Source organism: Desulfocurvus vexinensis DSM 17965, from assembly GCF_000519125.1.
GTDB classification, from domain to species: domain Bacteria; phylum Desulfobacterota; class Desulfovibrionia; order Desulfovibrionales; family Desulfovibrionaceae; genus Desulfocurvus; species Desulfocurvus vexinensis.
Window position 1 is genome coordinate 1 of record NZ_JAEX01000017.1, and the last position, 15,282, is coordinate 15,282.

The following is a 15,282-nucleotide window of genomic DNA, read 5'->3' on the forward strand; positions in this document are numbered from 1 at the left end:
GGCATCTGCGCCCGGGCCGCTGCGGGCAGGAGCGTCAGCAACAGCGAGGCCAGCAGCAACGAGGCAAGGGCCAGGGCAACGCGGGGCATGTGGACCTTCCGGGAGGGGGTTCGCGGATGGCCGGGCATGGTCAGGGCGCGCCCGGAAGAATAAAATCAACTGCCGGATTCTCGCTTGGCATGAACAACCTCCGGGTTTTCATGAGTCCCCCGGACTCCGGGTTGAGCACGATAGAGTAGCGTTGGGTTGGCCCGACATAGGCATCCTCCAGATTATCTTCCACTGCTCCCATGACCCAATCACACTGACCGTTGCCATCGGCGTCCACCTCGGCCACCAGGGCGTGCTTCCCCCAGGCCTCCCCTCGGCGGCCCGGCATGCCCTCCCATTGCACCACGAAGGAAAACCCTGCGGCTTGAATGGAAAACTCCACGGACTCCATCCAACTGGGAGCTTTATTCTCTTCCCAATCCCGGAGGTACTCGGCGAAAGTCATTGCCTGCCCACCTGCCCCCCCCTTGTACAGTCGCCCTTCCGGAGCCAACACCGTGACCAGACCGGCCTCCATGCGCTCGAACAGCTCCTGCCCCAGGTTGTCAGGCCGATAGCACGGCTGTGGGGCCGGGGCCACGCGGTGCAGGAAGTCCGCAAGGCTGCATTGCACATATTCATTCCAGCGCAACGTGGCCAGATACCATCCCTCGTCGGCAACCGAGGCCTCCGGCAGGCGCCGCCGGAGGTCCAGATACTGGCGGCAGGTATAGGCCTTATGGCCAGTGGAAAAGGGAAAGGCATCACGAAATTCCTGCATGAACGCCACATAATTGGCCTCGGACTCCAAGGCCCGAGCCACCTCCGGCGGCATCTGCGCCCGGGCCGCCCCGGGCAGGAGTGTCAGGAGAATCGCAGCAACTCCAACTCCCCAAAAACAAAGACGCATGCCTCCCCCGTTGTTTGCTTTACAACTCCAACATCATTTACAGATTATCAAGCAAACATTGCCCCTCTTTTGACCGTCTATCAAAACCATTAATCCAATTTTTTGAATTCAACTCTTTTGATGCTGCACCATAATTCCCATTCGAAATTGCTTCTATAGTTATCCTTGAATCAGAAAAACCCTTTTTCCCCATATTCAATCTCATGCTATACAATACTGTCTGTGCCGCTGAAGGCAATTCATTAAATTTGACGCCCGCTTTATTAGACGAATGGGAATCAAATATCTCCCGTGTATCTTGGGTGATCCTGGCGTGCATGGCCTCAGCCAGGATTGCCTCTTCCGCCTCGGTCAGGACGATCTTGTTCTTTTGGACGAATTCGATGGCCGCCTCGCCCTTGACGCCCAAGGCGGGCAGCAGTTTCTGGTGCAAGTCCTCGGGCAGCCGGTATTTGCGCAGGTCCTGTTCGTTGTGCTGGCCCAGGTCGAGCCCCCCGCCGATGGTCACGCCGCTGTTGGCAATGGGCCTTTTCCGCCCACCTTCGCCATTTTCAACGGGCACATACAGTTCTTTGCGTTTTCCCTCCCACAAGTCAATCGCCGCCCGGTCAATGGACGTCCCTTCCAGCGATTTCGCCCAGACGCGCCGGGCGTCGGCAAGCTGCCGTGCGGCCTCGGCTGCGGCCTGCTCCGGGTTCCCGGGGGCGCCCTGGCTGCCTTTGGGCTGGGCGGCCTGGCCCCGGGCCGGGGAATCCTGGCGGGCAACAGCCGGGCCCTCCGGCGTCGGATTCGCGGCGCCGCCGCCGGTTGCCGCATCCGTTCCCGCCCCGGCGGCCTGCGAAGCGTCTGCCGGAGCATTGGAATTCGGCGCGGCCTGGCCCCTGCCCGGCCCCTCGGCGATATGACGGCTCGGAGCGGAGGCCTTGCCCGGCTCCTGCCCGGCCTCCAGCCCCCTGATCCCGTCCGGGGCACCGGGCAGCGTTCCGGCCCCGGGCCCAACCGGAGCCACGCCCTCGCGCGAAGCCACGAGGGCGCCGCCCTGCGGCGCAGACGCGGGCGCGGACGGCGCCGGGCTTTCGTCGAGCAGGGCCGCGAACCATTCCCGGGAACCGTAGGCCTGGCCCTCTGCCGCCCTGCGGTTGCGCACCTCGCGCGCGTCCGCCGTCTGGAACACGCTGGCAAAGAACTGTTCCGTCTGCTTCCTGCTGTCCCGTCCGGGCATGAGCACTCCTCCTGTCTCGGTGTTAAACGCCTTAGATTATCCAGCCAACCCAGGGCACGCCTGAAGAAACTCCTTTTCTTCCCGCGAAAAAGCACCGCGACGGGAAGCAAGGGAATAGCCTTGTTAGGCTGTTTTCGCCTATCTGTCAAGAGGGGGACCGCAACAAAGCGTACGCCGCGCCTGCCTGCCCGGCGGGCCGGACCGGGCCCCCGAGCCCCGGCGCGGTCCGGCGCGGCCTGGCGCAAAACGGCAGCGCCCCGCAGCGCGGCCAGCGGCAGGCCGCAGGGGCGCTGCCGGGCGGGTGGCGGGGCGATGCGGCCCGCAGGGCGGGCGGGCCAGGGCGCGCGGGGGCGCAGCGGGTTGCGGGCGGGGACGGCGGGGCGGCGGGGGGATGCGCCTTCCGGCGATCCCGGGGAGCAGGGAACGGGGCGCACGCCCCGCTCCCTCCGCCGAGCGGGCTACTTGATGCCCGCGCGCATGAAGCTCTGCACGAACTGGCGCTGGAAGAGCAGGAAGGCCAGCAGCAGCGGGGCCACGGCGATGAGCGTGCCCGCAGAGATGATCGGGAAGTGGACCCCCGACTCCGGGGCGCCGAAGATGGCCAGCCCCACGGTGAGCGGGCGGGTGGTCACGGAGTTGGTGATGACGATGGGCCACAGGAAGTTGTTCCAGTGGTAGGACACCGACACCAGCCCGTAGGCCAGGTAGGTGGGCCGCCCCAGGGGGATGTAGACCTTGGTCAGCACCTGCAGGCGGCTGGCGCCCTCCACCAGGGCGGCCTCCTCCAGCTCCACGGGCACCTGCTTGAAGGTCTGGCGCAGCAGGAAGATGCCGAAGGCTGAGGCCACGTAGGGCAGCGAGATGCCCGTGATGGTGTCCACCAGCCCCAGGGCGCTCATGATCTGGTAGTTTTCCACGATGAGCTGGTCGGGCATGATCATGAGCTGCACCAGGACGAGCATGAAGGCCACGTCGCGCCCCGGGAAGCGGAACCGCGCGAAGGCGTAGGCCGCCAGGGTACACAGCACGAACTGCCCGGCCAGGGTGCCCAGGGTGTAGAGCACGGTGTTCAGGTAGTAGCGCGCGAAGGGCGCCGTGGCCCAGGCCTGGGCGAAGTTGTCCAGGGTCAGGGGCGCGGTGAAGTCCAGACGCGTCAGGTATTCCGGGCCGTGGAAGGCCGCCCACAGGGCGAAGAGCAGCGGCCCGGCCCACAGGATGGCCAGGGTCCAGCAGGCCAGGGTTTCGAGAAAGCGGGTGATGCGGTCGTTCATGGTCGGCCTACCTGTAGTGCGCCCGGCGTTCGAGATACAGGAACTGGGCCAGGGCCGTCAGGGCCAGCAGCCCCAGCAGGACCACGGTCAGCGTGCTGGCGTAGGCCGTGTCCCAGTAGGCGAAGGCCGTCTCGTAGATGTAGTAGAGCAAGAGCGAGGAGGCGTTGTCCGGCCCGCCCTTGGTCATGATGAACAGGTGGTCCACCAGCTTGAAGCAGTTGATGGTCGCGTTGAGCAGCACGAAGATGGTCGTGGGCATGAGCAACGGCCAGGTGATGCGCCGGAAGCAGTACCACCGCCCGGCGCCCTCGATGCGCGCGGCCTCGGTGAGGTCCGGCGGCACGCCCTGGAGCGCGGCGAGGTAGAAGATCATGAAAAACCCGGCCTCCTTCCACACGGCCATCACCGCCAGACACCACAGCACCGTGGAGGGGTCGCCCAGCCAGTTCACGCCGTGGATGCCGAAGGGCGCCAGCAGCTTTTCCAGGATGCCCACCTGCGGGGTGTAGAAGAACAGCCAGATGTTGGCCACGGCCACCATGGGCAGCACCGTGGGCGTGAAGAAGCTCGTGCGCGCCAGGGCCCGGCCCGGCAGCGTGCCGTTGACCCACACGGCCATGAGCAGCGCCAGGCCCACGCTGGCCGGGATGGTGCCCAGGGCGAACAGGAAGTTGTTGCCCAGCACGCGCATGAAAATATCGTCGTGCAGCAGGGCCTGGTAGTTCTCCAGGCCCACGAAGCGCGCCGGAATCTTGCCGCGCGGGGTGCTGAAGAAGCTGTTGTAGATGGTGCGCACGATGGGATAGTGCGTGAACGCCACCAGCAACACCGCCGAGGGCAACAGCAGCAGCCAGCCGTAGAGCCACTGCGGGGTCCGGGCCAGCCGCCGCGCGGGGGCCGGGGCCGGGGGGGCCGCAGGAGTCGCGGGGGTCGTGGCCGAAGGGGTCGTGGAGGTCATGGGCACCCGGGAGGGGGCGAGGCGGAAGGTTCCGCCCCGCCCCGGGTTACGTCGTTAGCGATAGGCCTTGAGCACGCGCTCGGCGCCCTTCTGGGCCTCGGCCAGGGCCTGGGCGGGCTCCTTCTGGCCGGTGAGCACAGCCTGCAGGGCGTCGTCCAGGAACTTCTTCACCCGCGCGGTCTCGTGGGTGGAGAACTCGGCGGTGGCGAACTCGAACTGGTCGCGCGCCACGGCGGCCGGCGGGAACTCCGCCACGTACTTGCGCAGCGCCTCGGACTCGTAGGCGTCGGGCCGGGTGGCGACGTAGCCGGTCTCGATGGACCAGGCGGCGGTGCGCTCGGGGGCGGTCATCCACTTGATGAAGGTCAGGGCCGCCTGGCGCTCCTCGGGGCTGGCCTGCTTGAACACGTAGAAGTTGCCGCCGCCGGTGGGGCTGCCGCGGCGCTTGGCGGCGGGCAGCATGGCCACGCCGAAGTCGAAGTTCGCGCCCGAGCGCACCGGGGTCAGGTTGCCCGTGGTGTGCCACATCATGGCCGTGGCGCCTTCCAGGAACTTCTGGCGCAGGGTGCCCCAGTCGATGGTGCCTTCGGCCATGACCTGGTGCTTGGCGCCCAGGTCGCGCCAGAACTGCAGGGCCTCCACGCAGGCCGGGGCGTCGAACATGGTCGTGTCGCCCTTGGCGTTCATCAGCTCCTGGCCGTTCTGCATGGCCAGGGCGCCGAACATCCAGTAGGGGTAGCCCGTGGAGGGAATGCTCACGCCCCAGCGCTCCACCTTGCCCGAGGCGTCACGCTTGGTCAGCTTCTTGCCCATCTCGACCATCTCGTCCCAGGTGGCCGGGGGGGTCTCGGGGTCCAGGCCCGCCTCGCGGAAGGCGTCCTTGTTGTAGTACATGACGATGGTCGAGCGCTGGAAGGGGATGCCGTAGGTCTTGCCGTCCACCACGCTGTTCTGCATCAGCGCCGGGTAGAAGGAGCCCAGCCAGGCGCGGTCGGCGTCGCTGGTCGCCAGCTCGTCGAAGGGCACCACCACGTCCTCGTCCATCAGGTCGAACACGTCGATGGAGAACAGCACGGAGAGCTGCACGGGCTCGCCCGCCTTGAGGGCCGCCAGGGCCTTGACGCGCGTGTCGTCGTAGTTGCCCGCGTACACGGCCTTGACCTTGATGCCGGGGTTTTCGGCCTGGAACTGGGCGATCATGCCGTCCACGATGCCGGTGATGGGGCCGCCCACGGCCACGGGATAGTACATGGTCAGCTCGATGTCCTTGGCCGGGGCCATGCCCGGCAGGCACAGGGCCATGGCCAGGACCAGGGCCCCCAGGGCCGCTTTGCGGAATGCGGATTTCATGGTAGCGCTCCTTGGATGTTGCGGTGTGCTTCCTTTGGAAGAAACCGTCCACGCGCCCGCCGGATGCCGCCCGGCGGGCGCGTTTTTTCCTCTGCCGCTCGCGGGGCCCGGGTCAGGCCCCGCAGGAGATGTCGTCGCGCCGCAGGCCGCTGGCAGCGTCGAAAAAATGCATCGCTCGGGGCGCCAGCGCCAGCCCCACCCCGTCGCCCGCCTCCAGGGTGCGGCTGCCCGGCAGGCGCACCAGCACCTCGCCGCCCGCCAGGGCACAGCGCGCCAGCAGGTCCGCCCCCAGGAACTCCGTGTCCACCACCCGCGCGGGCAGCCCGCCGGGGGTCAGGGTGATGTCCTCGGGGCGGATGCCCAGCAGCAGCCCCCGGCCCGGCACGCCCGGCAGCACCGCCGCGCCCCCCGGCTCCAGGGCCGCGCCGCCCTCGGCCTCGTACAGCGGCACGAGGTTCATGGGCGGGGTACCGATGAAGCGCGCGGCGAACACCGTGCCCGGGCGGTTGTACAGCTCCGCCGGGGTGGCGTGCTGCACCAGCCGCCCGCCGTCGAGCAGCGCCACGCGGTCGGCCATGGTCATGGCCTCGACCTGGTCGTGGGTCACGTAGATCATGGTGATGCCCAGGGTGCGCTGCAGGGCGTGGATCTCGCGGCGCATGGAGTTGCGCAGCTTGGCGTCGAGGTTGGAGAGCGGCTCGTCCATCAGGCACACGGGCTTCTTGGAGACGATGGCCCGGCCCAGGGCCACGCGCTGCTGCTGGCCGCCGGACAGCTCCGAGGGCTTGCGGTCCAGCAGTTCGCCAAGGCCCAGCAGGCGCGAGGCCGTTTCCAGCCGCTCGGCGATCTCCTGCTTGTCGCGCTTGCGCAGGCGCAGGCCGAAGACGATGTTCTCGCGCACCGGCAGATGCGGGAACAGCGCGTAGGACTGGAAGACCATGGACAGCCGCCTGTCGGCGGGCGGCAGGGCCGTGATGTCCGCCCCGCCCATGAGCATGGTGCCCGAGGTCACGGGCTCCAGCCCGGCCACCAGCCGCAGGAGTGTGGACTTGCCGCAGCCCGACGGGCCGAGGATGACCAGGAACTCGCCGGGGGCGATGTCCAGGGACACGTCGTCAACGGCCACGAACGCGCCGAAACGCTTGGTGATGCCGCGCAGGCTGATGCCGACGCCCCGGATCTCCGGGGCGGGGGAAGATGCTGTCATGCGGTGGATTCCTCGGTTGGTCTGTGGTCCAGCAGGGCGGCGGCAGTCTGCTCGTCGGTGGCCAGCACGGTGAGGTAGCGGCCCAGGAGCACGGCGCGCAGGATGGCCGTCTTCTGCATGCCGCCCGAGGCGGCGATGATGATGGGGATGGCCCGCAGGCGCTCCAGGGACGGGCCGGTGAAGCAGCGGTTCAGCGGATGGTCCACCGGATTGCCCGCCGCGTCCAGGAAATGGCCGAACAGCTCGCCCACGGCCCCGGCTTCCAGCAGCGAGTGCCACTGCTCGTGGCTCAGGGCGCCCAGGGCCACGTTGGTGGAGCGCGCCGTCAGGTCGCCCACGCCCACCAGGGCCATGTCCACCTCCGCCGCGCGCTCGTAGACGCGGGTGAACATGGGCTGGCCCACCAGGGTGGCGCGGGTGGCCGGGGAGTCGGTGTACATGGGCGCGGCGATGTAGTAGCAGCGCGCGGCGCCCAGCCTGCGCGCGTAGCGCGAGGCGATGTCGTAGGGGTTGGTGGTGTGGCTGTGGGGCAGCCCGCCGAAGAGCGAAACCACGCTGATGTCGCCCTGGGGGCGGCGGGGCAGCGCGCCCACGCTGGCGCCCAGGGTCTTGCCCCAGCCCAGGCCCAGGGACTGGCCGTCGCGCAGCCGCTCGCCCACCCAGGCGGCGGCGGCCTCGCCCACGGCCTCGTAGAGCTGGCGCTCGCGGGCCGGGGTGGGAACGACCATGGCCCGGGCCAGGCCGAAGGTCTCCTGCAGGCGCCACTCCAGCTCCACGCACGAGGCCAGGCGCGAGTTGACGGTGATCTGCACCAGCCCCGTCTCGCGGGCCTCCTGGAGCAGGCGGTTGACCCGGGCCCGGGTCAGCCCGTAGCGCTCGGCGATGCCGGCCTGGGTCTGCCCCTCCTTGTAGTAGGCCCAGGCGATGCGCGCCTGGAGCTCCTCAAGCCTGTCCGTGTCTCCGCCCATGGTCCCCCGCCCGTGACTTGTGTCACTTTTTTGCGGCAACTGTATAGGATTCTGGGCGCCGCGCAAGAGGCAAATGCACCCGGTCACCCGCTGACACAGGATTGCCACAGGGCCGTAAACTCCGCGCAATCCAGGGCCGGCCGGACCGCCCTCCCCCGCCCCACCCCGCCGGAGCGGACCGGAATAATGTCGCACAGTCGATACATTTGTACGCATCGCACCCGCCATCTGGCGCACAAAAACAAACCGGGCCGGAGGGCATGCGCCCCCCGGCCCGGCATGGCGGGCTGGCCCGTGCGGCTCAGTTGCCGCGAATCTCGTGGTAGCCGTCGATGAGGGTGTCGATGACCGTGGCGTCGGCCAGGGTCGAGGTGTCGCCGAACTGGTCGAAGATGCCCGCCGCGATCTTGCGCAGCACGCGGCGCATGATCTTGCCCGAGCGGGTCTTGGGCAGGCCGTCGGCGAACTGGATGACCTCGGGCGAGGCGATGGGCCCGATCTCCTTGCGCACCCAGCCGCGCAGCTCGGCCACCAGCTCGGGCGACTCCTCCACCCCGGCGGACAGGGTCACATAGGCGTAGATGGACTCGCCCTTGATGTCGTGGGGCATGCCCACCACGGCGGCCTCGGCCACCTTGGGGTGCGCCACCAGGGCCGACTCGATCTCGGCGGTGCCCATGCGGTGGCCCGAGACGTTGATCACGTCGTCCAGTCGGCCCATGACCCAGAGGTAGCCGTCCTCGTCGCGCCGGGCGCCGTCGCCGGACTCGTACATGCCCGGGAAACGCTCGAAATAGGTGGACTTGTAGCGGTCGGGGTTGCGGAAGACCCCGCGCAGCATCCCCGGCCAGGGCCTGCGGATGACCAGGTTGCCGCCCGAACCCGGGGGCACCTCGACGCCCTCGGCGTCCACCACGGCGGCGTCCACCCCCGGCAGGGGCAGGGTCGCCGACCCGGGCTTGAGGGGCGTGACGTAGGGCATGGCCGAAACGAGGATGCCCCCGGTCTCGGTCTGCCACCAGGTGTCCACGATGGGCAGGCGGCTCTTGCCGATGTGCTCGTGGTACCACATCCAGGCCTCGGGGTTGATGGGCTCGCCCACCGAGCCCAGGATGCGCAGGCTGGAGAGGTCGCGCCTGGTGGTCCAGTCCACGCCCTCGCGCATCAGCGCGCGAATGACCGTGGGCGCGGTGTAGAAGATGTTGACCTTGAACTTCTCCACCACCTGCCAGAAGCGGTCCGGCCCCGGGTAGCTGGGCACGCCCTCGAACATCAGCGAGGTGCCGCCCAGGGCCAGAGGCCCGTAGACGATGTAGCTGTGCCCCGTGACCCAGCCGATGTCCGCGGTGCACCAGTACACGTCGTCGTCGTGCAGGTCGAAGACGTACTGCATGGTCGAGGCCACATAGGTCAGGTAGCCGCCGGTGGTGTGCACAACGCCCTTGGGCTTGCCCGTGGAGCCCGAGGTGTAGAGGATGAACAGCGTGTCCTCGGCGCCCATTTCCTCGGGCTGCACGAAGCCCTGCACGTCGGGGGCGGCCATTTCCTCGTGCCACCACACGTCGCGGCCCTCGGCCATGGTCACGGCGTTGCCCGCGCGGCGCACCACCACACATTTCTGCACGCTGGGGCAGGCCGCCAGGGCCTCGTCCGCGTTGGGCTTGAGGGGGATGGTCCGCCCGGCGCGCAGCACGGCGTCGGCAGTGACCAGCACCTTGGCCTCGCAGTCCTGCACGCGGTTTTGCAGGCTCATGGCCGAGAACCCGGCAAAGACGATGGAATGCATGGCCCCGATGCGCGAGCAGGCCAGCATGGCGATGGCCAGCTCGGGGATCATCGGCAGGTACAGCGACACGCAGTCGCCCCGGCGCACGCCCATTTTCTTCAGCACGGCGGCGAAGCGGTTCACCTCGGTGTGCAGCATCTGGTAGGTGTAGACCTTCACGTCCCCGTCGGGCTCGCCCTGCCAGATGATGGCCGCCTTGTTGCGCCGCCCGTTCTCCAGGTGGCGGTCCAGGCAGTTGTAGGACATGTTCAGGGTGCCGTCGGCAAACCAGCGCACCTCGGGCTTGTGCAGGTCGCACTCCATGATCCGCGTTGGCTTGCGGAACCAGGAGACCAGCTCGTCGGCGCGCTGGGCCCAGAAGCCCTCGGGGTCGTCCATGGAGCGGCGGTACAGCTCCTGGTACTGCTGCATGGTCTTCACGTGGGCCTGGTCCCGGTGCTCCGCCGGGGGCTGGAAAAGACGCGTCTCGTGCATCATGCTTTCGATCTTCTGCTGGCTCATCGGCTGCTCCCTTGGTTGTCCTTTGAACGGATGCGGCCCGGACCGGCGCGCACCCGCGCTCCTGTTTCGTGCCTACACGCTTCCCTAGGGGATGCAAATTCCAGCGGGCACTATTTTTTGGTAAACGGCATGATTTCGTGGTATGAGCGGATGCGTGAAAATTCGCACACGCCCGCCCTTGCCCGCAGCCCGTTTTTCGGTCAAAGGAAGCCTGTGGGCGGCCACCCCGGCCCGCAACGCAGACGGCGCCAGCACCCCGGAGCAGACCCGCGCATGAATCTGGACAACCTCAACACCATGTTCCGGCCCAACTCCGTGGCCGTCATCGGCGCCACCGAAGAACCCGGGCACCCCGGCGCCGTGCTCATGCGCAACCTGCTGGCCAGCAAGTTCATCGGCCCGGTCATCCCCGTGCACGAAACGCTCTCGTCGTGCTTCGGCCTGCCCGTGTACCGCGAAATCGACACCCTGCCGCTGACCCCCGACCTCGCGCTCATCTGCTCCGAGCCCGAAACCGTGCCCGACTACGTGCTCCAGCTCGGGCGGCGCGGCACCGCCGGGGCGGTGATCATCGGCAACGGCTTCGCCGACCTGCCCGCCGACGTGCGCGCCATGCTCGAAGGCGCCATCCTCTCCGCCGCCCGGCGCACGGACCTGCGCTTTCTGGGCCCCGAGAGCATCGGCTTCCTCTCCCCGGCCACGGGCATCAACGCCAGCCTGGCCCACACCGGCGCCGAAAGCGGACGCGTGGCCTTTGTCACCGAGTCCGACTCGCTGTTCACCTCGGTGCTCGACTGGGCGGGCAGCCGCAACATCGGCTTCTCGCACTTCATCTCCCTGGGCCGCAAGCTCGACTTCGGCTTCGGCGACCTGCTCGACTGGCTCAACGCCGACCCCAACACCCGGGCCGTGATGCTCTATGTGGAGGAGATCGGCAACGCGCGCAAGTTCATGTCCGCCGCCAGGGCCACGGCGCGCAACAAGCCGCTGCTGGTCATCAAGGGCGGGCGCACCCCCGAGGCCGCCGAGCTGCTGGGGCGCTACTCGCGCCGCCCCCAGGGCCTGGACGCCGTGTACGACGCGGCCTTCCGCCGCTCGGGCATGCTGCGCGTGGGCGACATCGACTCGCTCTTCGACGCCGTGGAAACCATCGTGCGCGCCCGGCCCCTCAAGGGCGAACGCCTGGCCATCCTCTCCAACGGCCGCAGCCCGGGCATCCTCGTGCAGGACATGCTCATCGGCGGCGGCGGCACCCTGGCCCGGCTCACGGAAGAAACACGCACCGCGCTCATGGACCTGCTGGCGGGCGAGCCCGGCGGCCCGGCCAAGGCCTTCCTCGACGCCGAAAACCCCGTGAACATCACCGCCCACGCCAGCCCCGAGCGCTACGCCGAGGCCCTGAAGATCCTGCTCAAGGCCGAGGGCGTGGACGCCGTGCTCGTGCTCAACGTGCCCTCGCCCCTGGTGGACGGCCAGGATGTGGCCCGCGCCGTGGCCGGGGCCGCCCGGCGCGCCAAGCGCACCGTGCTGGCCTCGTGGATCGGCGGCGAGCACTCCCAGAAGGGCCGCGAAATCCTCAACGAGGCGGGCATCTCCACCTACTGGACGCCCGACAAGGCCGTGCGCGCCTTCCTGAACCTGGTGCACTACGGGCGCAACCAGGACATGCTCATGCAGACCCCGGCCTCGCTGCCCACGGAGTTCATGCCCGACACCTCCACCGCGCGCATGGTGGTGGAAAACGCCCTGGAATCGGGCCGCAGCACCCTGACCGTGCCCGAGGCCATGGACGTGCTGGACAGCTACGCCGTGCCCGTGGTCGAAACGCGCCTGTCGGGCAGCCCCGAGGCCGCCGAGGCCGCCGCCCGCGAAATGGGCTTCCCCGTGGCCCTCAAGGTGCTCTCGCCCGACTCCTTCTGCAAGACCCGCGCGGGCGGCGTCGCCCTGGACCTGGACTCCCCCGAGGCCGTGCGCGAGGCCTCCGCCGCCGTGGCCGAACGCGTGGCCGAGGCGCACCCCGACTGCCGCGTGGCGGGCTACATCGTCCAGCGCATGGGCCGCCGCCCCCGGGCCCGCGAAGTCTTCGTGCGCGCGAGCACCGACCCCGTGTTCGGCCCCTACATCCACTTCGGCCAGGGCGGCGCGGACACCGAAATCCTGCGCGACGAGGCCATGGCCCTGCCGCCGCTGAACATGGCCCTGGCCCGCGAACTCATCTCGCGCACCGCCGTCTCGCACCTGCTGGCCGGAAACCGCGACCAGCCCGGGGCCGACCTCGACGCCCTGTGCCTGACCCTGGTCAAGGTCTCGCACATCATCATCGACATCCCCGAGGTCCAGACCCTGGCCATCAACCCCCTGTTCGTGGACCAGGACGGCGTGCTGGCCCTGGACGCCGAAATCACCATCGCCCCGGCCCAGGGCGAGCCCGGGGCGCGCCTGGCCATCCGCCCCTACCCGCGCGAGCTGGAGGAGTGCGTGGTGCTGCCCGACGGCACACGCGTGACCCTGCGGCCCATCCGCCCCGAGGACGAGCCCGCCCACTGGGAATTCCTCTCCCGGCTGTCCATCGACGACATCCGCTACCGCTTCTTCGGCTTGGTGCGCGAGCTGCCGCGCTCGGAAATGATCCGCCTGACCCAGATCGACTACGACCGCGAAATGGCCTTCATCGCCACCGCCGAGAAACCCGACGCCCCCGGCCAGACCGAGACCCTCGGCGTGGTGCGCGGCATGACCAAGCCCGACAACTCCGCCACCGAATTCGCCATCGTCATCCGCTCCGACCTCAAGCGCAAAGGCCTGGGCCGCATCCTCATGGACAAGCTCATCCGCTACGCCCGCGCCCGGGGCACCCGCTTCATGATCGGCGAGGCGCTGCTCGAAAACAAGGGCATGGCCACCCTGGCCGAACGCCTGGGCTTCGAGGTCAAAAAGAACTACGACGATGACGTCTACCAGTTCCGCCTGCCCCTGAACCCCGAATAGCTCCGCGCTGGCGGGGCGCTGCCCCGGCCCCCGCGCCCGGCCGGGACGCAGGGCAATTTCCTTCAAGACAACGACCCGCGGCGGGTGTACACACGGGGGGCCAAGGAAGCTTGCCGTGAAAGCCGCCCACACCGTCACCTTCTGGCGCCATGCCGACCTCGCGGGCCTGGAGCTGGGACTCATCAGCGACAGCGCCCACGTCTTCCCGCGCCACAGCCACGACTACTACGCCATCGGCTGCATGGAACGCGGCTCGAGCTACTGCCTGCAACGGGGCGACGAGGCCACCTGCGTGCAGACCGGGGGCCTGGCGCTCATCAACCCCGGCCAGGTGCATACCGGCGGCTGGCCCGGGGGCGCGCCCATCACCTACCGCATGTTCTACGTGGACGAGGGCCTCATGCGCGCCGCCGCGCAGGACGTGGCCCAGCGCCCGGGCGGCTGGCCCGAGTTCACCCGCCTGGTGGCCCGCGACCCCGACGCCTGGGGCGGGCTCCAGCGGTTGGCCGCCGTGGCGCCCGCCGCCCGCGAACCCCTGGCCCGCCAGTCGGCCCTGTACACCGCCCTGGGCGCGCTGCTGCTGGGCCACGCCCAGGTGCGCGCCGCCTGCGCGGCGGGCGGGCAGGAGCCCCGCGCCGTGCGTACCCTGCGCGAGCTGCTGGCGGCGGACCTCGCCGCGCCCCTGACCCTGGACGATCTGGCCGGGGCCGCCGGGCTGTCGCGCTACTATCTGCTGCGCGTGTTCAAGCGGGCCACGGGCCTGCCGCCCCACGTCTACCGCACCCAGCTGCGCATCACACGCGCCAAGGCCCTGCTGCGCGCGGGCCGCCCCCTGGCCGACGTGGCCCAGGACTGCGGCTTCGCCGACCAGGCCCATTTCGCCAACCGCTTCCGCCAGTTCACGGGGGCCACCCCCGGCCAGTACGCCGCCACCTGACCCCGCGCCCCGTGCAATTTCCTGCAATACGCCCGGCCCGGCCCCGGGGTACGCTGCCTGCCTTGACCCCGGAGGAATCCCGACCCATGGACACCACGAGCACCCAGACCCTTGAGGCCGCCGCGCCCCCGGTTCCCGGCACCCTGCTGCCCACCCTGGCCATCCTGGCCGCCGTGGTCCTGTGGGGCGCATCGTTCTCGGCCATGAAGACCCTGCTGGCCGTGCTGCCGCCCGAATCGCTGATGCTGGCCCGCCAGGCCGGGGCCTGCCTGGCCGTGGCCTTTTTCCTGCCCCGGCTGTCCCTGGCGGGCTACCGCAAGGGCGACTGGAAATGGCTCGGGCTCTTCGTGCTGTTCATGCCCTGCGCCTATTTCCTGCTGGAATCCAACGCCCTGACCCTGACCACCTCGTCCCAGGCCGGGGTCATCTCGGCCTCGGTGCCGCTGCTGGTGGCCCTGGGGGCGCGCATGGTGCTGGGCGAGCCGCTGACCCGGCGCACCCTGGCCGGGCTGGTGCTCTCCATGGCCGGGGTCTGCTGGCTGACCCTGGCGGGCGCGCCGGACGCCAAGGCCCCCAACCCGCTGCTGGGCAACATCCTGGAACTGCTGGCCATGCTCTGCGCCGCCGGGTCGATGATCATGCTCAAGCGCCTGTCGGGCCGCTTCGGCTCGTGGACGCTCACGGCCATGCAGACCTTCGCGGGGCTGGTGTTCTTCCTGCCCGGGCTGCCCGGGCTGCTGAAGGCGGCGCCGCACTTGTCCGCCGCGCACATCGGCGGGCTGGCCTTTCTGGGCGTGGGCGTGACCCTGGGGGCCTTCGGGCTCTACAACTACGGCATCAGCCGCCTGCCCGCCGCCCGGGGCGCCGCGCCCATCAACCTCGTGCCCGTGGTGGCCGTGATCCTGGGCTGGGTGGCCCTGGGCGAGGCCCTGAGCCCGGTCCAGATGCTGGCCGCCGGGGCGGTGCTGGCCGGGGTGCTCTTCAGCCAGTGGGCCCCCCGTGCCGGGAAACGGGCCCGCGCCTAGCTGCCTGCCGCGGCAGTCCTGTTCCCGGGCCTGCCGGGCGGGTGCGCTGGCGGCGCAAAAAAATCCAGGCCCACGCGGATCGGACAGCCGCGTGGGCCTGGATTTTTTGCGCAGCGCGCAGGGCGCCAC

11 protein-coding genes are annotated in these 15,282 nt (G+C 69.3%); 3 read left to right on the plus strand and 8 right to left on the minus strand.

The features are described 5' to 3' along the window. Positions 1-130: 130 nt before the first annotated feature. The 8 genes from G495_RS0111350 to acs form a co-directional block, all read right to left on the minus strand. Positions 131-865, minus strand: coding sequence for a hypothetical protein (locus G495_RS0111350; protein ID WP_156939687.1), 735 nt, complete (start codon positions 863-865; stop codon positions 131-133). A 112-nt stretch (positions 866-977) separates the two neighbouring features. After that, on the minus strand, positions 978-2,162 hold the full coding sequence (locus G495_RS22230) for a pesticin C-terminus-like muramidase (RefSeq protein WP_084458169.1): 1,185 nt from the start codon (positions 2,160-2,162) through the stop codon (positions 978-980). A gap of 458 nt (positions 2,163-2,620) precedes the next feature. Beyond that, entirely contained in the window at positions 2,621-3,433 is an 813-nt protein-coding gene (locus G495_RS0111355; protein WP_028587912.1) for a carbohydrate ABC transporter permease, read from the minus strand. Positions 3,434-3,440: 7 nt separating this feature from the next. Further along, a complete protein-coding gene (locus tag G495_RS0111360) occupies positions 3,441-4,391 on the minus strand; it encodes a carbohydrate ABC transporter permease (protein WP_084458170.1) in 951 nt (316 codons plus the stop codon). A gap of 54 nt (positions 4,392-4,445) precedes the next feature. Continuing rightward, entirely contained in the window at positions 4,446-5,741 is a 1,296-nt protein-coding gene (locus tag G495_RS0111365) for an ABC transporter substrate-binding protein (protein WP_028587914.1), read from the minus strand. Positions 5,742-5,853: 112 nt separating this feature from the next. Next, entirely contained in the window at positions 5,854-6,948 is a 1,095-nt protein-coding gene (locus G495_RS0111370; RefSeq protein ID WP_051445305.1) for an ABC transporter ATP-binding protein, read from the minus strand. After that, entirely contained in the window at positions 6,945-7,916 is a 972-nt protein-coding gene (locus G495_RS0111375; protein ID WP_028587916.1) for a sugar-binding transcriptional regulator, read from the minus strand. The genes G495_RS0111370 and G495_RS0111375 overlap by 4 nt, the downstream gene beginning before the upstream one ends. A 301-nt stretch (positions 7,917-8,217) precedes the next feature. Next, positions 8,218-10,203: an acetate--CoA ligase gene (gene acs / locus G495_RS0111380; protein WP_028587917.1), complete on the minus strand. Its 1,986-nt coding sequence runs from the start codon at positions 10,201-10,203 to the stop codon at positions 8,218-8,220. A 273-nt stretch (positions 10,204-10,476) separates the two neighbouring features. Between acs and G495_RS0111385 the strand changes: the two genes are divergently transcribed. The 3 genes from G495_RS0111385 to G495_RS18800 all read left to right on the plus strand — a co-directional run bounded on the left by G495_RS0111385 (position 10,477) and on the right by G495_RS18800 (position 15,153). Continuing rightward, positions 10,477-13,191, plus strand: coding sequence for a bifunctional acetate--CoA ligase family protein/GNAT family N-acetyltransferase (locus tag G495_RS0111385; protein ID WP_028587918.1), 2,715 nt, complete (start codon positions 10,477-10,479; stop codon positions 13,189-13,191). A gap of 115 nt (positions 13,192-13,306) precedes the next feature. Beyond that, the gene (locus G495_RS0111390; protein WP_028587919.1) at positions 13,307-14,128 is read left to right on the plus strand and encodes a helix-turn-helix transcriptional regulator; all 822 of its coding nucleotides are present in this window, start codon (positions 13,307-13,309) and stop codon (positions 14,126-14,128) included. Positions 14,129-14,214: 86 nt separating this feature from the next. After that, on the plus strand, positions 14,215-15,153 hold the full coding sequence (locus tag G495_RS18800; RefSeq protein ID WP_051445306.1) for a DMT family transporter: 939 nt from the start codon (positions 14,215-14,217) through the stop codon (positions 15,151-15,153). Positions 15,154-15,282: the final 129 nt, after the last annotated feature.